This window comes from Halomonas sp. DP4Y7-1, assembly GCF_019800705.1.
Classification (GTDB): domain Bacteria; phylum Pseudomonadota; class Gammaproteobacteria; order Pseudomonadales; family Halomonadaceae; genus Halomonas; species Halomonas litopenaei_A.
This window is the reverse complement of sequence record NZ_JAHVKS010000002.1, coordinates 1-23,934: the sequence shown is the minus strand read 5'-3', so window position 1 is coordinate 23,934 and position 23,934 is coordinate 1. Positions and strand designations below refer to the sequence as shown.

General features: G+C 62.3%; 22 protein-coding genes. 20 read left to right on the top strand and 2 right to left on the bottom strand.

Going from position 1 to position 23,934, the window contains the following annotated elements:
* Positions 1-38 precede the first annotated feature (38 nt).
* Both KUV72_RS03700 and KUV72_RS03695 read left to right on the top strand, forming a co-directional pair.
* A complete protein-coding gene (locus tag KUV72_RS03700) occupies positions 39-974 on the top strand; it encodes a hydroxyacid dehydrogenase (protein WP_222237496.1) in 936 nt (311 codons plus the stop codon).
* Complete coding sequence (locus KUV72_RS03695) at positions 971-2,017, top strand: Ldh family oxidoreductase (RefSeq protein WP_222237495.1); 1,047 nt, start codon at positions 971-973, stop codon at positions 2,015-2,017. Before KUV72_RS03700 ends, KUV72_RS03695 begins: the two co-directional genes overlap by 4 nt.
* A 7-nt stretch (positions 2,018-2,024) precedes the next feature.
* Here the strand turns inward: KUV72_RS03695 and KUV72_RS03690 are convergent, their stop codons facing one another.
* A complete protein-coding gene (locus KUV72_RS03690) occupies positions 2,025-3,041 on the bottom strand; it encodes a LacI family DNA-binding transcriptional regulator (protein WP_222237494.1) in 1,017 nt (338 codons plus the stop codon).
* A gap of 225 nt (positions 3,042-3,266) precedes the next feature.
* Here KUV72_RS03690 and KUV72_RS03685 point away from each other — a divergent pair, with 225 nt between their 5' ends.
* The 12 genes from KUV72_RS03685 to KUV72_RS03630 all read left to right on the top strand — a co-directional run bounded on the left by KUV72_RS03685 (position 3,267) and on the right by KUV72_RS03630 (position 15,377).
* Positions 3,267-3,509 carry a hypothetical protein gene (locus KUV72_RS03685; RefSeq protein WP_222237493.1) on the top strand — a complete coding sequence of 81 codons (243 nt, stop codon included), beginning with the start codon at positions 3,267-3,269 and terminating at the stop codon, positions 3,507-3,509.
* 2 nt (positions 3,510-3,511) lie between these two features.
* Positions 3,512-4,684 (top strand): TRAP transporter substrate-binding protein, encoded by a 1,173-nt coding sequence (locus KUV72_RS03680; protein ID WP_222237492.1) that lies wholly within the window; start codon positions 3,512-3,514, stop codon positions 4,682-4,684.
* Positions 4,656-5,219, top strand: coding sequence for a TRAP transporter small permease (locus KUV72_RS03675; protein ID WP_206940923.1), 564 nt, complete (start codon positions 4,656-4,658; stop codon positions 5,217-5,219). Before KUV72_RS03680 ends, KUV72_RS03675 begins: the two co-directional genes overlap by 29 nt.
* An 11-nt stretch (positions 5,220-5,230) precedes the next feature.
* Positions 5,231-6,541 (top strand): TRAP transporter large permease, encoded by a 1,311-nt coding sequence (locus KUV72_RS03670; RefSeq protein ID WP_222237491.1) that lies wholly within the window; start codon positions 5,231-5,233, stop codon positions 6,539-6,541.
* Positions 6,542-6,769: 228 nt separating this feature from the next.
* On the top strand, positions 6,770-8,083 hold the full coding sequence (hisD, locus tag KUV72_RS03665; RefSeq protein WP_222237490.1) for a histidinol dehydrogenase: 1,314 nt from the start codon (positions 6,770-6,772) through the stop codon (positions 8,081-8,083).
* Positions 8,080-8,847 (top strand): SDR family NAD(P)-dependent oxidoreductase, encoded by a 768-nt coding sequence (locus KUV72_RS03660; RefSeq protein ID WP_206940917.1) that lies wholly within the window; start codon positions 8,080-8,082, stop codon positions 8,845-8,847. The genes hisD and KUV72_RS03660 overlap by 4 nt, the downstream gene beginning before the upstream one ends.
* A gap of 15 nt (positions 8,848-8,862) precedes the next feature.
* Positions 8,863-9,849, top strand: a complete 987-nt coding sequence (locus tag KUV72_RS03655) for an alcohol dehydrogenase catalytic domain-containing protein (protein ID WP_222237489.1) — start codon at positions 8,863-8,865, stop codon at positions 9,847-9,849.
* A 336-nt stretch (positions 9,850-10,185) separates the two neighbouring features.
* Positions 10,186-11,757 carry a Re/Si-specific NAD(P)(+) transhydrogenase subunit alpha gene (locus KUV72_RS03650; protein WP_222162868.1) on the top strand — a complete coding sequence of 524 codons (1,572 nt, stop codon included), beginning with the start codon at positions 10,186-10,188 and terminating at the stop codon, positions 11,755-11,757.
* 16 nt (positions 11,758-11,773) lie between these two features.
* Positions 11,774-13,216 (top strand): NAD(P)(+) transhydrogenase (Re/Si-specific) subunit beta, encoded by a 1,443-nt coding sequence (locus KUV72_RS03645; RefSeq protein ID WP_206940911.1) that lies wholly within the window; start codon positions 11,774-11,776, stop codon positions 13,214-13,216.
* Between the two features lie 243 nt (positions 13,217-13,459).
* Positions 13,460-14,527: an NAD(P)H-dependent glycerol-3-phosphate dehydrogenase gene (locus tag KUV72_RS03640; RefSeq protein WP_222162869.1), complete on the top strand. Its 1,068-nt coding sequence runs from the start codon at positions 13,460-13,462 to the stop codon at positions 14,525-14,527.
* On the top strand, positions 14,520-15,005 hold the full coding sequence (gene sixA / locus KUV72_RS03635; RefSeq protein ID WP_222237488.1) for a phosphohistidine phosphatase SixA: 486 nt from the start codon (positions 14,520-14,522) through the stop codon (positions 15,003-15,005). The genes KUV72_RS03640 and sixA overlap by 8 nt, the downstream gene beginning before the upstream one ends.
* 57 nt (positions 15,006-15,062) lie before the next feature.
* Positions 15,063-15,377: an antibiotic biosynthesis monooxygenase family protein gene (locus tag KUV72_RS03630; RefSeq protein ID WP_206940905.1), complete on the top strand. Its 315-nt coding sequence runs from the start codon at positions 15,063-15,065 to the stop codon at positions 15,375-15,377.
* Between the two features lie 25 nt (positions 15,378-15,402).
* Here the strand turns inward: KUV72_RS03630 and KUV72_RS03625 are convergent, their stop codons facing one another.
* Positions 15,403-16,365 (bottom strand): AEC family transporter, encoded by a 963-nt coding sequence (locus tag KUV72_RS03625; RefSeq protein ID WP_222162872.1) that lies wholly within the window; start codon positions 16,363-16,365, stop codon positions 15,403-15,405.
* A 252-nt stretch (positions 16,366-16,617) separates the two neighbouring features.
* Between KUV72_RS03625 and kdgD the strand changes: the two genes are divergently transcribed.
* The 6 genes from kdgD (at position 16,618) to KUV72_RS03595 (ending at position 23,726) form a co-directional block, all read left to right on the top strand.
* Positions 16,618-17,535 carry a 5-dehydro-4-deoxyglucarate dehydratase gene (gene kdgD, locus KUV72_RS03620; RefSeq protein WP_206940901.1) on the top strand — a complete coding sequence of 306 codons (918 nt, stop codon included), beginning with the start codon at positions 16,618-16,620 and terminating at the stop codon, positions 17,533-17,535.
* A gap of 84 nt (positions 17,536-17,619) precedes the next feature.
* On the top strand, positions 17,620-18,675 hold the full coding sequence (locus tag KUV72_RS03615; RefSeq protein WP_222162873.1) for an ABC transporter substrate-binding protein: 1,056 nt from the start codon (positions 17,620-17,622) through the stop codon (positions 18,673-18,675).
* A gap of 101 nt (positions 18,676-18,776) precedes the next feature.
* The gene (locus KUV72_RS03610) at positions 18,777-19,211 is read left to right on the top strand and encodes a tripartite tricarboxylate transporter TctB family protein (protein ID WP_222162874.1); all 435 of its coding nucleotides are present in this window, start codon (positions 18,777-18,779) and stop codon (positions 19,209-19,211) included.
* A 14-nt stretch (positions 19,212-19,225) separates the two neighbouring features.
* Positions 19,226-20,773 (top strand): tripartite tricarboxylate transporter permease, encoded by a 1,548-nt coding sequence (locus KUV72_RS03605; protein ID WP_206940895.1) that lies wholly within the window; start codon positions 19,226-19,228, stop codon positions 20,771-20,773.
* Entirely contained in the window at positions 20,763-22,355 is a 1,593-nt protein-coding gene (garD, locus tag KUV72_RS03600; RefSeq protein ID WP_222237487.1) for a galactarate dehydratase, read from the top strand. The genes KUV72_RS03605 and garD overlap by 11 nt, the downstream gene beginning before the upstream one ends.
* Before the next feature lie 45 nt (positions 22,356-22,400).
* Entirely contained in the window at positions 22,401-23,726 is a 1,326-nt protein-coding gene (locus KUV72_RS03595; protein ID WP_222237486.1) for an enolase C-terminal domain-like protein, read from the top strand.
* The last annotated feature ends 208 nt before the right edge of the window (positions 23,727-23,934 follow it).

Below are 23,934 nucleotides of genomic sequence, written 5' to 3'. Positions count from 1 at the left end.
CGCACCAGGGGTGGGCAGGCAACAAGGAGAAGATCGTCATGGCCAGGATCGTGATTTCGGAGTTCATGGACGAGCGGGCGGTGGCCTGGCTCGCTCAACAGCATGACGTGGTGATGGACCCTCAGCTGGTGGATCAGCCCGAGCGACTGCGGGAAGCCGTCAGCCAGTGCGAGGCGCTGATCGTTCGCAACCGCACCCAGGTGGATAGTGCGCTGCTGGCGGCAGCCCCCCATCTCAAGGTGGTGGGACGCCTCGGGGTGGGACTCGACAACATCGCCCTGGACGAGTGCGCAAGGCGCGGGATCGAGGTCAAGCCCGCTCAGGGCGGAAACGCCGATTCGGTGGCCGAGTACGTGGTGACCGGCGCCTTGATGTTGAGACGCCGGGCGTACGCGTCCACTGAGGCGATGTTGCAAGGCCAGTGGCCCCGTCAAGCACTGATGGGCTGCGAGGTGAAGGGCGCAGTACTGGGGTTGGTCGGGCTTGGAGTGATTGCCCGGGCGACCGCTCGACTCGCCATGGGGTTGGGCATGCAGGTACAGGCTTACGATCCGCATGTGCCGGCCAGTGACCCCGTGTGGCAGACGATAGATCGGTGCGACACGCTGAACGATCTGCTCGGGCGTGCCGATGTGCTCAGTCTGCATGTACCGCTGGTGGATCAGACGCGCCACCTGCTGGATCGCGAGCGGCTTTCCTGCATGAAACCCCAGTCCGTGCTGATCAATGCGGCGCGGGGTGGCGTGGTCGACGAAGCGGCCCTGGCGGAAGCGCTGACGAGCGGTCATCTGGCGGGCGCCATGCTGGACGTCTTCGAACAGGAACCTCTGGCGGCGGGATCGGTGCTGGAGGGGGCGCCCAACCTGATCCTGACACCGCACATTGCCGGAGTGACGGAGGAATCCAATCAGCGTATCAGTCAGATGACGGCAGAGAACGTGGCCATCATGCTGACGTCTGAGGAGGTGTCATGAAGCAAGCTGAACAACCCAGCGAGGGCGCGCTGCCGCAGACCACCGCGCTGAGCCGGGAGCAGGCCGGCCACCTCGCCATGCAGGCAATGCTGGCCAGAGGCTTTGCCGAGCGCGAGGCGACGCTGACGGTAACAGCATTGCTGGACGCCGAGCGCGACGGCTTGCCGTCTCACGGCCTGTCGCGACTGCCGTTCTATCTCGATCAAGCCGCCACCGGCAAGGTAAATGCCAGGGCGGTGCCCCGGGTGACGCGAGACGGAGCCGTCGTGCGGGTAGATGCTGATCAGGGGCTCGCCTTTCCTGCGGTGGCTCGCGGCCTTGAAGAAGGCCAGAAGGTGGCTGCCGAGTTGGGTGTCTGCGCTGTCTCCGTTGGACGCTCACACCATTTCGGCGTCGCTGGCGCTCCGGTGGAGAGCGCTGCCATGGACGGCTTCATGGCACTTGCCTTCAGCAACGCACCTTCGGCTATGGCGCCCTGGGGCGGTCACAAGCCGCTGTTTGGTACCAACCCGATCGCCTTCGCCTGTCCGCGATGCTCTGGTCCACCGATGGTGCTCGACCTGTCCCTGTCCAAGGTGGCCAGAGGCAAGGTCATGCTGGCCCGCAAGGCCGGGCAATCTATCCCCGAGGGCTGGGCGGTCGGGCCCGATGGCCTGCCGACCACGGACCCGGACCTGGCCATTCAGGGCAGCATGGTGCCCGCCGGAGATGCCAAGGGTGCGGCCCTGGCGATGATGGTCGAACTGCTCTGCGCGGGCCTTTCCGGCAGTCGCTTCGGGTTTGAGGCGGGGTCGTTCTTTGAAGCCGAAGGTGAGCCCCCCGAAGTGGGCCACCTGATCCTGCTGTTCGATGCGGCTCGCTTTGCGCCCAACGTGCTGTCGCGTTGTGAAACCCTGTTTGCGGCGATGCTCGACCAGCCGGGGGTGCGCTTGCCTGGTGACCGCCGCCGCCAGCTTCGGCAGCAGGGTGGAGACCGCATTTCCTTGCCCGCCGGGTTGGTGGCAGAGCTTTCAGACATCGCCAGGAGCTTCTCCGGGGGCTAGGGATGTACTAGTCAGGAACAGGCCCCGTCGATTGGCGCAGCTTCACCTGTGCCTCCAGGGTGATATCCGCTGGTCGATGTCCGTGGCGTATCCACCCCATCAGCGCATCGGCCGCCTGGATGCCGATGTCCTTGGCGGGAACCGAGACGGTGGTCAAGGCGGGCGTCATGAACGCCGCCTGGGGCAGGTCATCAAAGCCGGTGATGGAGAGGGCATTGGGCACCCTGACACCACGGCGCTGTGCTTCCAGCAAGGCCCCTAACGCCAGGGTGTCGTTGCCACACAGCAGGGCGCTGGGTGGGCGGTCGGACGTCAGTAAACGCGCGCAGGCTGCCGCGCCCTCAGCAATGCCATAGTCCACGACCTCTATCTGAGGTGCCGGGCATCCCGCAGCGGTCAGGGTGTCGGTAAACCCCTGAAGACGTGCCCTGGCGCGGTCGTTCTGGCCGAAGGGGGCCGTGATAATGCCAAAGCGTCGGTGGCCCAGGCCAAGCAGATGCTGGACCAGCTGGCGGGCGGCTGCGGCATTATCGAAGCCGATACATGGCCCCTGGGCCGTGGTGGAGGTCTGCCAGGAGGTCACGAAGGGCAGTTGTCGCTGCTGTAGCAGTGCATATGTCTGATCGTGATGCTCGTGGCCAATCAGCACGATACCGTCGACCCCATGCTGGATCAGCGTGCGCAGTGCCTGCAGCTCGTCATCCAGGTCGTAACGATAGGTCGCCAGCAGCAGGCGACAGTCATGTCCCTTGAGCTGGCGCTCGAGGTTGTCGGCCATGGTGCCGAAGATCGGGTTGTCGAGAGTGGGCACCAGCGCGCCGATTGCCCCTATGCGCCGCGATGCCAGCGCCCGGGCCGAGCCATCCGGCACGTACCCCAGCCGAGCCACTGCAGATTCGACCTTGGCCTTGAGTCGCTCGCTGACGTGGGGGGCCTGGTTGAGCACGCGCGATACCGACGCGGTGGACACGCCGGCTTCCCGGGCGACGTCTTCCAATAAGGTTCTTCGCTGGCGCTCACTCATCTGGTGTCCTCGCTCGATGGTATAGCCGGTTTGGCCTTTAGTCCTATAGAGGACTTTTTTCTGGACAGGTCCTATAGAGGAATCTACCTTGAGTAGTACGCTTTGTAAGCGCTTACAAAAATAATCTGACCAAAGTGTAGCACCGAGTGTCCATGCCTGCTGACGTCGTTTGGAGCGCTGGCCAACACTCGACACAACGCCAACGAAAGACCGGAGCCGCCTCTTATGTCCAGGTCGTCATCTGCTGCCAAGCCACTGCTTTGGCTAGCCATTCTTTTATTCGCCGCGTTCTTCCTTAACGTTGCCATCCAACGCTATCTGCCGGGCCTATGGACCATGGGGGCGGCGGAGGAGGGCATTCTGCTCGCTGCTGCCACCGCCACCTTCGTATCGGCCTGCCTCAAGTTCGAGGCTGGCATGAAGGCGGAGGCGGAGGCGACGTCTACCGCACAACAACAAGGACAATAATCATGCTTGCACGCCACTTCGACACTACGGCCGACGGAGCGCCCAGCCAGCCGGAACGACGCCACTTCCTGGGCAGCGTTGCGCGTTTCGGCTTCACTGCTGCCATTATCGGCGCGGTGGGAGGAACGCTGTTCTCCGAGCGCGCCATGGCGGCCACCGCCAAGGAAGAGTCCGAGCGGGAATCTGCCGCGGAGATGACTCTGGTCATGGCCACCGGCTACACGCTGGGGGCATCCCGGGCGTATCCCATCATACAACTCAACCTCAAGGAGAACCTGCAGAACTTCTCCGGCGGTCGCCTGTACGTGAAGTTGGCGCCAGGTGGTCAGCTGGGCGCCGGGGGAGGTCTGATCACCAAGGTCCAGAATGGCACCATCGCCATGGCCCAGCATTCGCTGTCCAACCTCTCCGCCTTTGCCCCTGAGGTCGACCTGATCAATATTCCCTACTGGTGCGGTGACAACCAGCGGCTGGTCAACCTGGTCACTTCTGATGCATGGCGTGAGGTGGTCCATCACAAGGTGGAGGAGCGCGGTTTCAAGGTGCTGTCGTACATCTGTATCGACCCGCGCACCGTTGCCGTGCGTGAGGGCTTGCTCGACGGCCCCGTGCGCGTACCCGACGACATTGCCGGTATCAAGTTCCGCGTGCCGTCTTCCCAGATTCTTCAGCAGGTCTATCGTCTGGCCGGTGCCAACCCCACGCCAGTGGCCTGGGGCGAAACTTCCTCTGCCATCAAGCAGGGCGTGGCCGATGCCCTGGATCCCAGTGTGCAGGCATTGCTGGTGTTCGGCTTTACCGATGTGCTGTCGAGCATCTCCACTATTCAGTCGGTACCCGACGCCCAGGTCTACACCTGCAACAAGGCCTGGTTCGATGGGCTGGATGCGGCACTGCAGGAAAGCGTGCTGGCAGCAGCCGATGTGACCTTCCGCGAGAATCTGGCCAAGGTGCCGGCGGCGCGAGCCTATGCCTACGACCAGATGCGCCAGGCGGGAGTGGAGGTCTATATCCCGGATGAGGATGAGCGCAGCCAGTGGAAGGAGAAGTGTGGCCACCAGCTGGCGGCCTGGGATGCGACCAAGCGCGAGCTGGCCGGTTCACTGGAGGCCTTTGATTCATTGCTGGAAGCTGCGGAGGTGTCAAATGGCTATTACGTCGACAGCAACGCCTAAGGACAACCGCTGGCACGCGCTCAGACTGCGCTGGGATGCTGTCGATCGGCGCACTGAGCGCTGGCTGCTGCTGACCTTTTATGCGCTGATCATCCTGACTATCGCGGTGGAAGTCATCCGCCGCTTCGTCCTCAACTACTCCTCGGTGTGGGGCGAAGAGCTGGCCCGCTATGCCTTCATCTATCTTGCTTGGCTGGCCGCAGCGGCGGCGGTGCGTGACCGTGCCCATATTCGCATCGACGTCTTGATCAATCTGGGCGGCCCAAGGATGAAGCGATTGGGATGGTGGATCACCGACGTGTGCACGCTGGTTCTGGCCGTATGGGCGCTCTACCTGTCTGTCGCACCGGTCCTGACGTCCATCCAGTTCGGATCGGTGACGCCGGGCCTGCGGGTGTCCCAGGCGCTGTTTCTCGCCGCCATTCCCATGGGCTTTCTGCTGATCGCCTGGCGGGTGATCCAGTGCATGCTGGCCGATGTCCGTCGGATGCAGCGCGGTGATCCCGTGTTCGATGGCCAGAAGCTCTTCGACTGAGGTGATGCGTCATGGAATTCATGGAACTTCAGCAGGCTGCGGCCTCGCTTGACTGGACCTTCTACGCGCCGCTGACCGCCCTGGTCGTGATGATTCTGGTTGGCGTGCCCATCTGGGTGGCCATAGGGCTCGGGACGCTTGGCATGTTGACCTTCACCGAGGCATTGCCACTGTCCGTCTTCGGTGAGTCACTGTTCGAGGGGATCAATGCCTTCGCGCTGATTGCGGTGCCGCTGTTTATCCTCACCGGTGACGCCTTGGTGCGCTCAGGGCTGTCCGGCAAGCTGCTCGATGTGGCGGAGGCCAGTGTCGGAGGGCTCAAGACGGGCCTTGGCAACTCCACCACCCTGGGCTGCGGCTTTTTCGCCTGTATCTCAGGCTCCGATGCGGCAGGCGCGGCGGCGGTTGGCCGCATGACCATTCCTCGCCTGGTAGAGCGTGGCTACCCGCTCCCGGCGGCCTGTGCGCTGGTCGCCTCGGGAGCCTGTACCGGCATCTTGATTCCCCCCTCGATTGCCTACATCGTCATGGGGCTGGTACTTGGCATGTCGGCCTCGACGCTGTTTCTGGCTGCGGCCATTCCCGGGGTCATGGTCATGATCTCGGTCATGGCGACCAATATGGTGCTCAATCGGCGCTATGGCTTCGAAGGCGATCGAGAGCGATTTTCCTGGAAGCGCTGGCTCGACACCGTATGGGATGCCCGTTGGGCACTGTTTGTGCCGGTGGTGATCCTGGGCGGCATCTATACCGGTATCTTCACCCCTACCGAAGCGGCCGCGGTGGCCGTGGTGGTAGTGGTCATCATCGGTCTGCGCCAGGGACGGCTGACGCTGGGAGATATCCCGCGCATGCTGGAAAGCTCGGCCAGGGTGTGCGGCGTCATCGTGCCCATCATCGCGTTATCGCTGCCGCTGGCGCAGAGCCTGGCCAGCCTCGATATTCCCCAGACGCTGGTGAGCGGCATCAGCGGGCTCACCGATGCACCATGGCTGATGATCCTGCTGATGATCGGCATTCTGGTACTGGCGGGATGCGTCATGGAGACCACTCCCAACATCGTCATCCTGGCGCCGCTGCTGCTGCCGGTCGCTCAGGAGGCCGGCATGAACGACTTCCACTTTGCCATCTTGATGGTCACCACCCTGGGGCTTGGCTTTATCACGCCACCGCTGGGGCTCAACCTGTTCGTGGTGTCAGGACTGACCCGCTGCTCGGTGCTGGCGATTGCCCGTTACGCGGTGCCCTTCGTGCTCGGCATGTTGATCGTCGTGTTGATGATTGCCTATCTGCCGTGGCTGTCCACCTGGGCGCTGGGATAACGGTACAGCGACATGGACGAGGGAGGACGCCTGTGCCTCCCTCTTTTAAGGCGTCATTTGTAAGCGCTTACATTGGATGCGACGTACCGCAGCGCAACGACTTGATGCGTCACAACGTGAGCAACGCCACTGGCTTAGACGGCCGAGCCGGTGGCACCTACTTGGAGCTGCGCATGCCCAGGCAGGCGCGGTGATCCACATTGGCCGATCACCTCTAGGAGAAACATCATGGCAATTCATTACTACAAGCAAGCCGACAAGAATGCCTCCAGCAACGACGATCAGACCCGCGAGGTGGTGTCGCGCATGCTCGCCGAGATTGAAGCGGGAGGAGAGGACAAGGCGCGGGAGTACTGTCGCGAACTCGATGGTTGGAGCGGTGATGTGATCGTCGGCCGTGACCAGATCGAAGCGGCCAAGGAAAAGGTGCCAGAACAGCTCAAGCAGGATATTCACTTCGCCTACGAGCGAGTCAGCCGCTTCGCCGCTGCCCAGCGTGACAGCATTCAAGGGTTCGAGACCGAGTTGTCGCCCGGCTTGTTTGCCGGCCAGAAGCTGATTCCCATGGAAACGGCCGGTTGCTACGTACCAGGGGGACGTTACGCCCATATCGCGTCGGCGATCATGAGCGTGGCGACGGCCAAGGTGGCTGGCGTCAAGAATGTGGTGGCCTGTTCGGTGCCCCGTGACGAGAACGGCATTCATCCGGCGATCCTGTATGCCATGGATCTGGCCGGAGCGGACGTCATTCTGCAGATGGGTGGCGTTCAAGGCATTGCCTCCATGGCCTTTGGTCTGTTCACCGGCAAGCCTGCCGACATCCTTGTCGGTCCCGGCAATCGCTTTGTGGCAGAGTCCAAGCGCCAGCTGTTTGGCCGCTGTGGCATCGACATGTTTGCCGGGCCTACCGAGATCGGCATCATCGCCGATGACAGCGCCGACCCCGACATCGTGGTGGAGGACCTGGTGGGCCAGGCAGAGCATGGCCCGGATTCCCCCGCCTGGCTGTTCACGACGTCCCTACGTCTGGCCGAAGCGGTGGATGCGCGGATCCAGACACGTATCGATGCGTTGCCTGACACCCAGCGCAAGGCTGCGGATGCCGCCTGGCGCGACTACGGCGAAATCATCATTTGCGACAGCCGTGAAGAGGCGGTCGAGGTCAGCGATCGCTATGCCTCCGAGCACCTGGAGCTGCAGGTCGAGGACCTGGACTGGTGGATGGCGAGATTGAACAGCTACGGGTCGCTGTTCGTGGGGGAGGAAGCGTCGGTGGCCTTTGGTGACAAGTGTTCTGGCACCAACCACATCCTGCCGACCAAGGGTGCTGCGCGCTACACCGGCGGGCTGTGCGCCCAGAAGTTCCTCAAGATCGTGACCTACCAGCGTCAGAGCCGTGAGGCCACGCGTACCGTTGCCGCCACCGCCGCGCGACTTTCCCGCTGTGAGGGCATGGAGGGGCACGCGCGTACCGGCGACATCCGTCTGGCCAAGTACTATCCCGACGAGATTTTCCAGCTGGCGGTAGAAGACGAGGTATGAGCATGCGTCCTGACTTCCATCTAGCCGGTCGGGTGGCGCTGGTCACTGGGGGCAGTAGTGGTCTGGGGCGCGCCATCGGTGAAGCACTGGCGGCGAGTGGTGCTCGGGTCGTGTTGACGGCCAGGCGAGCAGAGGCGTTGGCCGACGGCGTTGATGTGATCTGTCGGGAGGGCGGCCAGGCGGCCGCTCTTGCTGCCGATCTGGCCGACCCGCATGGGCTTGACGAGGTGGCGCGGCGTGCCGCTGAACCCTTCGGCGAGCCCACCATTCTGGTCAATGCGGCAGGAGTCAATCTGCGCCAGCCGATGGGCGAGGTCGATCTTGCCGCCTGGGAACTGACGCTGCAGTTGCACCTGGGAACCCCGTTCTTCCTGTCCCGAGCTCTGGTGCCTGGCATGCGCCGGGCAGGCTACGGCCGCATCATCAACCTGGCCTCGTTGCAGTCGAGTCGCGCCTTTCCCGACAGCGCCCCCTATGGCGCGGCCAAGGGGGGAATTGCCCAGCTGACGCGCGCCATGGCGGAGGCCTGGTCGCGGCATGGGGTCAACGCCAACGCGCTGGCGCCTGGCTTCTTCCCCACCGAACTCACCTCGCCGGTATTCGGCGACGCTGAACGATCCGAGGCGTTGGCACGCCAGACCGCCATTGGACGCAACGGGCGGCTCGAGGACATCGCGGGGCCGGCAGTCTTTCTGGCATCACCGGCATCGGCCTATGTCACCGGGCAGATCTTGCATGTCGACGGCGGTTTCACCGCCAAGTAAACCAGGAGAAACAGGATGCAAGCCTTGTTCTATACCGGGCATGAGCGCATGGCGCTGCAGCAGGCGGAACCTCAGCCCCTGGCGCCGGGCGAGTCACGGGTGCAGGTTGAAGCAACCGGTATCTGCGGGTCGGACCTGCATGCTTACCATGGCCATGATCCGCGCCGTGTTCCGCCGATGATTCTGGGCCACGAGGCGGCCGGAAGGGTGGTCGAAGGTGCCTGGAAGGGGCGACGAGTCACCATGAACCCGCTGATCGTGTGTGGACATTGTCGCTACTGTCGCTCTGGGCGCCAGAATCTGTGCGAGAACCGCAGCATGATTGGCATGACCCGGCCGGGAAGCTTTGCCGAGTCGGTCACTATCGCCGACAGCAGCCTGATCGAGCTGCCTGCCACCTTGAGTGCCGAGGTGGCGGCCATGACCGAGCCCGTGGCAACGGCATTGCACGGCATTCACCGTCTTGAGCGAGTGCTCGATCGGCCGTTGGCCGAGTCCAGCGTACTGGTCATCGGTGCCGGAGCCATCGGGCTGATCACCGCACTGGTACTGCGCGGACGTGGGGTGCGCTCCCTGCGCATCGCTGACCTCAACCCGCTGCGGCGCGAGACGGCGGAAAGAGCGGGGCTCGAGGCGCTGGATCCACTCTCAGCCGCGCCAGGCGAAAACTCCGTGGAGGCCGTCTTCGACTGCGTGGGGGCGGGGCCGACTCGCCAGATGGCGGTGGCCTGTACCCGTCCTGGCGGAGCGATCATGCACCTGGGGCTTCAGGATAACGCAGGCGTCACCGACACCCGTGCCACCACCCTGAAGGAGCTCAGCTTTCTGGGCGCCTACACCTACAGCCTCGAGGATCTGCATGCTGCGGTAGCGCTGTTGGACGCGTCGGCGCTGGGAGAGCTGAGCTGGGTAGAGCATCGGTCCCTCAGCGAGGGGGGCGACGCCTTCCATGCACTGGCCAATGGGCGCACCGGTGCCGCCAAGATCATCCTGCACCCCTGAGCCGTTCCGACTCGGTGCGGGGCATGCGACGAAAGTCGCATCGTGGTGATGAGGGTACCTCCCGCGGGGTAGCAGGCACTGTCGCAACAGGTGGTGTGATCACGCCACGCCGCCGAACAGGGCGGGCTTCGACGCTCGGCAGGGCATAAGCTTACACCCCGCATGCCGCCGGTTCTCTTAATGGATTCAGGTGCTTGCTTTAACGCTGCACTGCACAATTTACTGTCGTTGCCCTCTTGTGCAGACCGGCCAGTAGAGGTAACACTGGTGCAAACGACAATAACAAGAACCCATAACAAGCAATCGCTATAACGTTGGCCACATGGGAGATCCATTGTGAAGATTGGAGCACCGAGGGAACGGCACAAGGGCGAGGCGCGGGTAGCGCTGACGCCCGAAAGCGCCGGACACATTCAGAAGCTGGGGCACGAATGCCTGATCGAGACAGGCGCGGGTGAGCTGGCCGGATTTAATGATGCGGCCTATGAAGCGGCTGGCGTCACCATCGTCGACAGCATGGAGGCGGTGTTCGAGCAGGCCGATGTGGTCGTCAAGGTGAGGGAGCCTCAGCAGCAGGAATCCGATCTGCTGCGCTCTGGCCAGACGCTGATCAGCTTCTTCTGGCCGGCCCAGAACGAAGACATGCTGAACACCTGCAAGGACAAGGGCGCCAGCGTCATTGCCATGGACATGGTGCCGCGGATTTCCCGCGCCCAGAAGATGGATGCCCTGTCTTCCACGGCCAACATCGCGGGTTATCGCGCAGTGATCGAGGCGGGCAATCAGTTTGGCCGCTTCTTTACCGGCCAGGTGACCGCCGCCGGCAAGGTGCCGCCGGCCAAGGTGCTGATCATCGGTGCCGGTGTCGCGGGTCTTGCTGCCATCGGTACCGCCACCAGCCTGGGTGCCGTGGTGCGCGCGTTCGACGTCCGTCCGGAAGTGTCCGAGCAGATCGAGTCCATGGGCGCGGAATTCCTGTTTCTCGACTTCGAGGACTCCCAGGATGGCTCCGAAAGCGGTGGCTACGCTGCCCCCTCGAGCCCCGAGTTCCGCGAGAAGCAGCTGGAGCTGTTCCGGGCGCAGGCACCCGAGGTGGACATCGTCATCACCACCGCCCTGATTCCTGGACGCCCAGCGCCCAAGCTGTGGCTCGAGGATATGGTCAAGGCCATGAAGCCCGGCTCGGTGGTGGTCGATCTGGCCGCCGAGAAGGGGGGCAACTGTGACCTGACCGTGGCCGACGAGCGCGTTGTCACCGATAACGGCGTTATCGTGGTCGGTTATACCGACTTCCCGTCGCGCATGGCCACCCAGTCATCGCTGCTGTACGCCACCAACATCCGCCACATGCTGACCGACCTGACCCCGGAGAAGGACGGGCAGATCGTTCATGACATGGAAGATGATGTCATCCGTGGGGCCACCGTGACCCACCAGGGCGAGGTCACCTTTCCGCCGCCGCCGCCCAAGGTCAAGGCGATTGCTGCGGCCAAGCCCAAGCCGAAGGAAAAGGAGCCGACTCCGGAAGAGCGCAAGGCTGCTGAGCACGCTGCCTTCATGAAGCAGACCAAGAGCCAGGTCACCATGCTGGTGGTCGGCGGCGTCATCATGGGCTTGCTGGGTCTGGTGGCACCGGCCTCTTTCATGCAGCACTTCATCGTCTTCGCGCTGTCGTGTTTCGTCGGTTTCCAGGTGATCTGGAACGTCAGTCATTCTCTGCACACGCCGCTGATGGCGGTGACCAACGCGATCTCCGGGATCATCATTCTCGGCGCCGTGCTTCAGGTGGGATCCGGCAGCTGGCTGGTCGCCCTGCTGGCAGCCATCTCGGTATTGATCGCTTCCATCAACGTCGTGGGTGGCTTTCTGGTGACACGCCGGATGCTGGCCATGTTCCAGAAGTCCTGAACCGCGGAGAGACGAAATGCTAGGACAACAATTCGTAACCGCCGCGGCGATCGCGGCGAGTGTGCTGTTTATCCTTTCGCTGGGGGGACTCAGCAACCAGGAGAAGGCCAAGCGCGCGGTGTGGTATGGCATCGTCGGCATGGCGCTGGCCGTGTTTTCGGTCATGCTGGGCCCGAACATCGGCAACTATTGGCTGATGATTCCGATGATGATCATCGGTGCCGTCGTCGGCACGCTGGTGGCCAAGCGAGTCGAGATGACACAGATGCCGCAGCTGGTGGCGGCTCTTCACTCCTTCGTCGGTCTGGCGGCGGTGTTCGTCGGCTGGAACGCCGAAATGGAGCGCGCCCGAGTGCTGGATCTCAAGGCCGCAGGCGAGTCCCTCGACGGTCTGTCCGCCTTTGCTGCCACCCTGGCCCACAAGACCGCGGCGGAGCTGACCTTCCTCCAGGTCGAGGTGGTGCTGGGAGTGTTTATCGGTGCGGTAACCTTTACCGGCTCGGTGATCGCCTTTGGCAAGCTGTCCGGCAAGATCGACGGCAAGCCCAAGAAGTATCCCGGCGGCCATGCGCTTAACGCCGGTGCTGCTGCACTCTCGCTGGTACTGGCCATTGCCTACCTCAATGGCGCGGGCTTCTGGACGCTGCTGCTGATCGCTGCCCTGGCGTTCTTCATCGGTTGGCACCTGATCCTCGGGATCGGCGGTGCGGACATGCCGGTGGTGGTGTCGATGCTCAACAGCTACTCGGGCTGGGCCGCGGCCGCCATCGGCTTCACCCTGTCCAATGATCTGCTGATCGTCACCGGTGCCCTGGTCGGCTCTTCCGGTGCCATCCTCTCGTACATCATGTGCAAGGCGATGAACCGCAACTTCGTCAGCGTCATCCTGGGTGGCTTCGGTGGCACTCAGGGGCCGGCTCAGGAGATCGAGGGCGAGCAGATCGCCATTGATGCGGGCGGCGTGGGTAGTGCCCTCAATGATGCCGACAGCGTCATCATCGTGCCGGGCTACGGCATGGCGGTGGCCCAGGCGCAGAATGCCGTCAGCGAGCTGGTGCGCAAGCTGCGTGCTGCCGGCAAGGAAGTGCGCTTTGGCATCCACCCGGTAGCGGGACGCCTGCCTGGCCACATGAACGTGCTGCTGGCCGAGGCCAAGGTGCCTTACGACATCGTGCTTGAGATGGACGAAATCAATGATGACTTCGCTTCTACCGATGTGGTGATCATCATTGGCTCCAACGACATCGTGAACCCGGCGGCTCAGGAAGATCCCAACAGCCCCATTGCCGGCATGCCGGTACTCAGGGTGTGGGAAGCCAAGCAGGTGTTCGTGTGCAAGCGTGGCCAGGGTACCGGCTATTCCGGTATCGAGAATCCGCTGTTCTACAAGGAAAACACGCGGATGTTCTACGGCGATGCACGAGCCAGCATTGATTCGCTGGTACCGTTGATCGATTGATCTGAGAGGCCCCTGCTGCTTAAGGGGCCCGCCGACGCCCCTGTTGCTTAAGGGGCCCTCCGCCGCCCCTGTTTGTTTGAGGGGCCCGCTGCCGCCCCTCTTTGTTTGAGGGGCCCGCCGACGCCCCTGTTGAAGGGGCGTTGTCGTTTTTCGGTATGGGGTAGGCAAGGTCTGGATGATGCGTCTCGCTGCGGGTCTATTATTCGGTACAATCCTTGTGGACTCATCGACTGCGGAGCGAGCATGACCGACAAGGACACCCGGGTAGCGGTGCTGGGAGGGGGCAGTTTTGGCACGGCGCTGGCCAGTATCGCGGCCGACAACGGCTGTCAGGTGCGCCAGTGGCTTAGGGATGCCTCGCTGGTAGATAGCATCAACCGCGATCATCGCAATCCCCGCTACTTGCCCGACTATGCCATCAATCCTCGGGTAGAGGCGTCCACGCAGCTTGAGTGGGTGCTGGAGGGGGCCTCCCTGGTGCTGGTGGCGATTCCTTCCAAGGCGTTTGCCGATGTCGTGAGACAAGCTCGCACCTTTCTGACGCCGGAGCAGATCCTGGTCAGCACCACCAAGGGCATCCAGGAAGAAGGCTTCAAGCTGATGAGCCAGATTCTCGAGGATGAGACCGGCTTTACCCATGTAGGCGTCCTGTCTGGACCCAATCTGGCATCGGAGGTGGCTCAGAAACAGCTGACCGCCACCGTGATTGCCAGCCACGACGCCGAGACCCGTGCCCGTGTTCAAGCGGTGCTTGGCTGCGACTACTTCCGTGTCTACGCCAGCAATGATCGCTATGGCGTGGAGCTTGGCGGCGCGCTGAAAAACATCTATGCCATCGCCGCCGGTATGGCCGCGGCGCTGGGCATGGGCGAAAACACCCGCAGCATGCTGATGACCCGGGCGCTGGCCGAGATGAGCCGCTTCGCGGTGTCTCAGGGGGCCAATCCCATGACGTTCCTGGGGCTCGCTGGAGTGGGTGACCTGATCGTGACCTGTTCATCGGAGCTGTCGCGCAACTATCGCGTCGGCTTTGCCCTGGGCAAGGGGCAGTCCCTCGATGATGCGGTGGCATCCCTTGGCCAGGTGGCCGAAGGCGTCAATACCGTGAAGCTGGTACGTGACAAGGCCGATGCCGAAGGGGTCTACATGCCGTTGGCAGAGGGCCTGTACCAGGTGTTGTTCCGCGGTGTCCCGGCCAGAGACATGGCCAAGCTCTTGATGCGCAACGAGCAGAGCAGCGACGTCGAGTTTGTGCTTCCGCGGGAAGACGTCAAGCAGGACCGTCGTGACACGGAGGCTCGTCATGGCTGAGCTGTTGATCATGCGTCACGGAGAGGCCGCCCCTGGCTATCCTGATCACGAGCGACGTCTGACCGAGCGCGGAGAAGGTGAGGCACGTGCCATGGGTCGCTGGCTGGCTGACCGCAGCGATATCGATGTGGCGAACCTGCGGATCCTGGCGAGCCCGTTCGTCCGCGCCCAGCAGACGGCGGCGCTGGTGATGGAGATGCTACCGGGCAGCATCAGCATAGATACCCTGGAGATCATCACGCCGGATGATCCGCCCGAGGCAGCGGTGGACTGGCTGACCCTCAACGCCGGTGAGGCGCCGCTGTTGCTGGTCAGCCATATGCCGCTGGTGGCATGCCTGACGGGGCTGCTGGTCGAGGGTCGAGAGCAGGCCGGAGTGGGCTTTGGCACTGCCGCGATAGCGGAGCTGGAGGCGGATATCTATGCCGCGGGCTGTGCGCGCTTGGTGTCCATGACCCACCCGGCTTCGCTTGCCTGATGTCCTTGCGTACGTCTGCCGCCTTGGGCGGCTCACTTTCTCGCCACAGGAATGACCATGAGTTTTATCGTCAACAATCGTATCTATGTCAACGAGGGTTTCGAGGCGGAGTTTGAAGAGCGCTTTCGCCGTCGAGCCGGTGAGATCGACGCGCAGCCAGGCTTCATTGCCATGCGTGTGCTGCGCCCACTCGGTAACCAGGCGCCATACGTGGTGGAAACCGAGTGGGAAAGCCAGGCCGCCTTTCGTGCCTGGGTCGGCAGCGATGACTTCAAGCGCGCCCACGCCAACCCGCTGCCCGCAGAAGCGACCCGCGAGGGCGGCGGCATCGAGCAGTTCGAGGTGGTCGAGGGCACGCAGGCCAGCCGCTGAGCCAGCCCCTGAGCCAGCTCCTGAATTAGATCAGCCCATTGATCCGCAGGATAAACACGCCTAGCGTCACGCTGATGCTGGCCATCAGGGTGGTCAAGGCAATGATGTTGGCGGTCAGCGTCTCGTCGCCGCCCATGGCCTTGGCCATGACGAAGGCGGCGGCGGCGGTGGGGCTGGCGAAGTACAGAAACAGCACGCCGAGCTCTGGCCCGCGAAACCCTGCCGCCATGGCCCCCAGGGTTGCCAGGAGCGGAATCACCACCATCTTCGCCAGGCTCGCGCTGACGGCGGTGCGGTAACTGTTTTTCAGCGCTCGGGTCGAGATGGTGGCGCCGATACAGATCAAGGCCAGGGGCAGCGTCAAGGAAGCAAAGTAGTCACCGCTGGTTTCGAGCCAGGCGGGCAATTGAATGCCCAGGGCCGCCAGCGGTAATGCTGCCACCACGGCCAGGATCAGTGGGTTGGTCAGGATGTGGCGGAGGATGCTCTTCCAGTCGATGGCCCGACGCTCGCCATGCTCATCCAGCTGGTAGGCAGCCAGTACCACGACCGACAGGATGTTGTAGCTCAAGATCACCACGCTCAGCAGCAAGCTGCCCAACGACAGCCCGACATCACCGTACATGCCGGCGGCAAGCGCGAGCCCCACCACCCCGCAGTTGCCGCGGAAGGCGCCTTGCACGTAGACGCCACGCCGATGGCGCTTGACCTTGAGCGCGGCATAGCCCCAGCTGAGGATGAAGCTCGCCAAGGTGGCCAGGCCGAAATAGAGCAGCATCCAAGGGTTGAGGGTCTGGGCGATGTCGGTATGAATCAGGCTGAGGAACAGCATGACCGGCAGGGTGCCGCGGAAGACCAGCCGAGAGGCGGTATTGACGAAGGACTGGTCGATCCAGCCCAGGCGCTTCAGGCCGATACCGATAAATACCATGGCGAATACCGGCAGGCTGATGTTCAGCGTCGAGACAAAGACGTCGAGCAGGGTCATGGGTGCGCTTGAAAGCCTCCGTGTCAGGCGCTGATTCGTCCATGAGATGTCCCACGACGGAGCTGGGTGCGCGCCTTGAACTTTGGTCTCAATCTACCATAACGCCTCTTGTCAGTCAGGACGCAAGTGTCTAGCTTGTACTTTGTATGATGTATGACTTGAGGGCGTCGAGACCCTCACGTCTCGCCATGTGAAGTGTGATGCGACAGGTGTTGCGAAGACGCAACGACATGAAGACAGGAGGACGTCCCGGTGAAATTTACCCATGCACAGGTCAAGCAGGCGATCAGCGATGGTCTGCTGTCATTTCCCGTCACCGATTTTGATGACCAGGGCCGCTTTGACGCCGACAGCTATCGTCAGCGCCTTGAGTGGTTTATCAGCCACGAGATTTCGGCGGTATTCGTGGCTGGCGGCACGGGAGAGTTCTTCAATCTCTCGATCCAGGAGTTTCGTGAGATTGTGCGGCTGGCAGTGGAAGTGGTTGACGGCAAGCTGCCGGTGATTGCCAGCGCAGGCCTCAGCGTGGCGACCGGGAGTGAATTCGCCCGCATTGCAGAAGAAGAGGGAGCCGACGGCATTCTGCTGATGCCTCCTTACCTGACAGAGTGTCCCCAGGACGGCCTGGTGGAGTATGCCGGACAGATTTGTGCATCCACCAGCATCAGCGTGATCTACTACAACCGTGGCAATGGGGTGCTGAACCCTCAGTCGGTGAAGCGTCTGGCCGATGCCCATCCCAATCTGGTAGGGCTCAAGGACGGCAAGGGCGACATGCAGGCGCTCAACCGGGTGATCAAGACCGTCGGCGAACGCCTGGCCTACGTGGGCGGAGTGCCGACTGCCGAGATCATCGCCGAGTCTTACCTGGCCATGGGGGTGAATACCTATTCCAGTGCGGTGTTCAACTTCGTGCCGGACATGGCGGTGACCTTCTACAAGGCACTGCGCGGCGGTGATACCGACACCGTGCGCAAGATCTCCCGCGAGTTCTTCCTGCCATTCGTTGCCCTGCGTGACAACAAGGCTGGCTACGCGGTCAGCCTGATAAAGGCCGGCACCGACCTGATCGGCCGTTCGTCCGGCTCTGTGCGTGCGCCGCTCGAGATGCCGACGGCGGACGAGCGCAAGCAGCTTGAACAGCTGATCGAGCGCGCCCGTTCCTTCTGATTCTCCTGGCGGAATATCCGCCCCCGGCCCTGCTTGCAGGGCCAAGCACGAAGCCACCCACAACCATTTCAATCAGGTGACTCCATGAGCATGCCAAGACTCTCCATTACCCTGGCCACCACCGCTCTGGCGGCCTCCATGGCCCTGTCGAGCAGCGTGGCACTGGCCGCTGACGGCCCGCTGCGCGGCAACATTCGCGTGGTCATCGGCTCGAGCTCCACCGGGGGCGATACCTACCAGAATTCCGCCATCGTGGTCGACCAGCTGTCCGAGGCGCTGGACCTGAACATGAAGGTTGACGCGGTGGGTGTCAGCGCCGCCTATCGAGCCCTGGATCGTGACCCCCGTGGCAATACCCTGATGATCTTCCACGATCAGGCCTATCTGGGTAATCAATATGGTGTCGAGGGCTACAAGGATCCGTTCGAGAACTACATCATCGGGCCGACCATCGCCATCAATCCCGGTAACGCCTACCTGGTACCGAAGGATTCGCCGTACCAAAGCCTGGACGACATCATCGAGGCGGTAGGCAGCGGCGAGACGGTACGTGTGGCCATTCAACCGGGTGGCGTCTCGGAGATCGGCTACACCGCGCTGAAGAATGCGATTCGCATCGAGCACCCTGGCAGTGAGGAGAACCTGGTAGCGGTGAACACCGGCTCCCAGGCAGACAAGAACCAGCTGTTGTTTGATGACCAGGCCGACCTGATCAATGGCTCGGTGCAGGCCAACGAGCAGTACACCCGCCTGCCAGAAGATGACCAGAAGGCGATGCGCTTTGTCTGGCTGACGGCGCGTCACGACACGCTGCAGCAAGCCCATGAAGAGGGACTGGGTCAGACCGATCGCGAGACCCTGCTTCAGTTCGTCGAGCCCAACGTCGAGGTGACCATGGGCGACGCCGGGAACTTCGCCTTCGATAAGGAATTCTTCTTCCTTTACAACAAGGACATGAATCCCGAAATCGTCGAGCAGATCGACGCCACCCTGGCCGAGATCTACGCCGAGGGCGAGATCCAGGAAACCCAAAAGCAGTCGTTCTTTATCCCCGACTTCATGCCGTCCGACGAAGCCCAGGCTCACCTGCGCGAAAAGGCAGATCGTTACGCCGAGATCATCGACAGCATCAAGCCGTGATCTGCTGACCGATCAAGGAGGGCCGGCGGCGACCCGTCGCCGGCGCCTTCACTGTCACCTCATCTTGCAAGGCTCTCCCGACAGGCCTTCACGGAGCCGCTATGGAAACCTCCCCGCTGAGTGTGTCGATCGACTTCGACTCGTCTCATCTGTTTTTTCCCACGATCATTCATTGGGCGCTGGCACTGCTGTTTGCCCTGGTCGTGGTGTTTCGTCTTGTGCCCTTTCTCGCCGCGGTCAAGCGCGGAGAAAAGACGCTGCCGATCATCGGCGAGTCCATGGATGGAGTTCGTTTCTTCGGCACGCTGGTACTGATTGTCGGCTATTTCGCGCTGATGTCAGTGGTGGGCAACCTGTTTCCCTACACCGGCTATGGCTTCTTGTTCGTGTCCATCGTCTTTCTGTTTTTGATGTCGATGATGTACATGCATACCCGAACCCGCCGCAAGGTGATCACCGCTGCCATCAATGCCGTGGTGGCGCCATCCCTGGCCTGGCTGATCTTCGCCAAGCTGTTCTACATCACCTTGCCGTAGGGGAGCGTTGACCCATGGAAATCCTGTCCTACCTCGATATCACCTTTTTCTTGCTGGCATCGATCGGCACGCTGATTGGTATCATCTTCGGTGCGATACCCGGCATGACCGCGACCATGGCGGTGGCGGTGTGCCTGCCGCTGACCTATGCCCTTGGACTGGAGCACGGCCTGGCGCTGTTGCTTGGTCTCTATGTCGGCGGCATTTCCGGCGGCATGGTACCTGCCGTGCTGCTCAATATTCCGGGAACGCCGTCCTCCATCACCACGACGTTCGATGGTTATCCCATGGCCCAGAAGGGGCTGGGGGAAATGGCGCTGCGCGTCTGCGTGGTGTCTTCCCTGGTGGGGGGGCTGATCAGTGCAATGGTGCTGTTCTTCTTTGCCCCGCTGCTGGCGGAATTCTCGATCAAGTTCTCCTATGTCGAGAAGTTTCTGATTATCTTGCTGGCGCTGACGGTGATTGCGTCGATGTCGAGCAACATGCTGATTGGCATCTTCAGCGGCGTTATCGGTATCTGGCTCAGTCTGATCGGTACCTACAGCCTGTCTGATGGCGGCAACGGCAAGACCCGCTTGATGTTTGATGCTCTTGAGCCCTATCTGGTGGATGGCTTCTCGCTGCTGCCGGTATTGATCGGGATCTTTGGTATCTCGACGATCCTGCTGGAAGCGGAAAAGGGCGTGAAAAGCGGCCTGTCCGGCGCCAAGCTCGACATGGGTAAAGGCGGTGGTTTTTCCCTTGGGCTGTTCAAGGGGCGCCTTACCAATCTGACACGCTCCTCGTTTATCGGCACCTTCGTCGGCATGTTGCCGGGAGTCGGCGGCAGCGCTGCTTCGGTACTGGCCTACACCCAGGAAAAGAACCTGTCTCGGGACTCGAGCGAGATGGGCAAGGGGGCTCCCCAGGGGTTGATTGCCTCGGAGTCGGCCAACAATGCACTCACCGGTGGCGCACTGATACCGCTGTTGTCCCTGGGGATTCCCGGTGACTCCACTACGGCGGTGCTGATTGGTGCCTTCACCCTTCAGGGGATCCAGGTCGGGCCGCTGTTCATTCCTGAAAACCAGGATACCTGGACGGTGATGATGATCGCGCTGGTGTTTGCCAACGTCGTCATGTTTTTCCTGATGTTCTACGCCATCAAGTACATCGCCAGGGTGGTACTGGTGCCCAAGTACATCCTGTATCCCATTATCGTGATGATGTGTGTGGTGGGCGCTTACGCGATCAATTACGGCATCATGTTCGATGTCTGGACGCTGCTGATCTTCGGCATCTTTGGCTATCTGATCGAGAAGATTGGACTGGAGGTCGCGCCGCTGATCATCGGCTTTATCCTGGGAAGCTCCGCCGAGGTCTACTTCGTCAAGAGCCTCGAGTCCTTCGGCACCTACTCCATCTTCTTTACCAAGAGCCCCATTGCGGTCGTGCTGTGGCTGTTGATCGCGGCGTCGATTGGCTTCTCCATCGTGCTTGGACTCAAGAGTCGTGCGCGCCAGAAGATGGAGCTGAGCCAGGTCACCGGCAGCACCCAGCAAGGAGATCGCCATGACGGCTAACAACCAGGTGAATCAAAGCCGTGTCATCCGCGTCCATCCCAGCGATAACGTAGCGATTGTGGTCGGCCAGGGCGGCTTGCCTGCCGGTACGCGACTGGACGACGGAGTGGTGCTGGGGGTGGATATCCCCCAGGGCCACAAGGTGGCGCTGACCGACATCGGCGAGGGCGAGCGGATCATTCGCTACAACGAGGTCATCGGCACGGCGCTGTCAGCCATTGCTCGTGGTGGCCATGTCAACGAGAACAACGTCCGGCTACCGATCCCGCCAACCCTTGATGAACTGCCGCTGGCGACCCGTGAAGCGCCCCCCGTGGAGCCACTGGAAGGCTATACCTTCGAAGGGTTTCGCAATCCCGATGGCAGCGTCGGCACACGCAATGTGCTGGGAATCACCACCAGCGTGCAGTGCGTGGCGGGAACGGTGGACCACGTGGTGGCCAGGATCAAGCGCGAACTGTTGCCGCGCTTTCCCCATGTCGATGACGTGGTCGGGCTTAACCACAGCTACGGCTGTGGCGTTGCCATCGGCGCACCTGCCGCGATAGTGCCGATTCGCACGCTCAAGAACCTGGCGCGTAACCCCAATTTTGGTGGCGAGGTGATGGTCATCGGCTTGGGCTGCGAGAAGCTCCAGCCCTCGACCCTGATCGACGATGAGCCGGTCAAGATCTTCGAGCGCAGCGCCGATGCCTTGACGCACGACGAGACCAACGACGATGCCAATGTGCTTAGCCTGCAGCACGAGTCCTTCGAGGGCTTCGGCGAGATGGTCGAAGGCATCATGGAAATGGCCGAGCGCCACCTTGAACGCCTGAACCGGCGTCGTCGCGAAACCTGCCCGGTGTCCGAGCTGACGGTGGGCATGCAGTGTGGCGGGAGTGATGCGTTTTCCGGGGTGACCGCCAATCCGGCGGTAGGCTTTGCCACGGACCTGATCGTAAGGGCCGGCGGCAGTGTGATGTTCTCCGAAGTGACCGAGGTGCGTGATGCCATCCACCTGTTGACGCCGAGAGCCGTCGACCGCCAGGTCGGCCAGGCGCTGATCGACCAGATGGCGTGGTACGACGACTATCTCGCCCAAGGCCAGGCAGATCGCAGCGCCAACCCATCACCGGGCAACAAGAAAGGTGGGCTCAGTAACATCGTTGAGAAGGCGCTGGGGTCGGTGATCAAGTCCGGCAACTCCCCCATTGTGGACGTCATCGGCCCTGGCGAGCGCCTGCGCAAGCGCGGCCTGACCTTTGCCGCCACTCCCGCCAGCGATTTTATCTGCGGCACCCTGCAGGCGGCGGCAGGCATGAATCTTCAGGTGTTCACCACCGGGCGTGGAACGCCCTACAACCTGGCGATGACGCCGGTGATCAAGGTGTCCACCAACTCCACGCTGGGACGGCGCTGGCACGACCTGATTGACCTGGATGCCGGGCGCATTGCCACCGGCGAGGCCAGCATCGAGGACATCGGCTGGGAGCTGTTCGAGTTGATCCTCGAGGTCGCCAGCGGACGCCACCAGGTCGCCGCTGACCGCCTGGGACTCTACAACGACCTGGTGCTGTTCAACCCTGCGCCGGTGACCTGAGCGCTTCATCCTTTTCGATTCGAACGACCAAGAGGCCATGTATTCATGTTCCCCAAGATCACCAAAATGAACATCGTGCCGGTTGCCGGTGAAGACGGTTTTTTGCTGAACCTGAGCGGCGGACATGCGCCCTGGTTCATTCGCTGCGTGGTGGTGCTGGAAGACGCCTCAGGCAATCGCGGGGTGGGGGAGATTCCCTCCAGCGACGGTATCCTCAAGGGGCTCGAGCAGTGTCGCTCCCTGGTGGAAGGGGCCCGAGTCAATGAGGTCAAGCAGGTACTGAGCCAAGCTCGCCAGGTGCTGTCTCGCAATGGCCCGGAAGAGCGCGGTCGCCAGACCTTCGACCTGCGGGTGGCAGTGCACGTGATCACCGCCATCGAGTCGGCGCTCTATGACCTGTTCGGTCAGGCGCTCGGGATGCCGGTCGCGGATCTGCTGGGCCAGTACGGACGCCAGCGTGATGAGGTCGAGGCACTGGGCTATCTGTTCCTGCTGGGGGATCCGGACAAGACTGACTTGCCCTATCCCAAGGTGGCTGACCCGGTAGACGCCTGGGATGAGGTGCGCTACCAGAAGGCGATGACCCCTGAGGCGGTGGCGAATCTGGCCAAGGCGGCTTACGACCGCTACGGCTTCAAGGACTTCAAGCTGAAGGGCGGGGTGCTGCGCGGCGAAGAAGAGGCCGACTGCATCCGAGCCCTGCACGAGGCCTTCCCTGACGCACGTCTGACCCTGGACCCCAACGGCGCCTGGTCGCTGGAGGAGGCGGTACGCGTGCTTGAGCCGATCAAGGATATCCTGAGCTATGCTGAAGACCCCTGCGGTCAGGAAGGCAGCTACTCCGGGCGCGAGACCATGGCCGAGTTCAAGCGTCGTACCGGCCTTGCCACCGCGACCAACATGATCGCCACCGACTATCGCCAATTGAAGCTGGCGGTGCAGCTTAACGCGGTCGACATTCCGCTGGCGGACTGCCACTTCTGGACCATGCAGGGAGCGGTAGCAGTGGGTGAGCTGTGCCATGAGTGGGGCATGACCTGGGGCTCCCACAGCAACAACCATTTCGATGTCTCGCTGGCCATGATGACCCACGTCGCGGCGGCGTGCCCCGGCAATATCACGGCCATTGATACACACTGGATCTGGCAGGACGGGCAGCGTATCACCAGGGAACCGTTCAAGATCGAGGGTGGCAAGCTGAAGGTCCCGACCACCCCAGGCCTTGGCGTCGAGATTGATGATGACAAGCTGATGGAAGCCCACCAAAAGTACCAGCGTCTGGATGTCACCAGCCGTAACGATGCCATGGCCATGCAGTATCTGATCGACGGCTGGGAGTTTGATCCCAAGCGTCCGGCCCTAGTGCGTTGATAGCGCGCTGACAGTCCGCTGACAGTCCGCTGACAGCACGTTGATAGTCCGCTGTCAGCGCGCACGCGACCCATCACAGGAGACCTTTTCATGACTCTGCAAGGCAAGCAACTCATTGGCAGCCAGGCCGTGGCGGCCAGCGGCAAGGCCATCCATGCCATCAATCCGGCCACCGGCGAGACCCTGGAGCCCGGCTACGCCGCCGGCT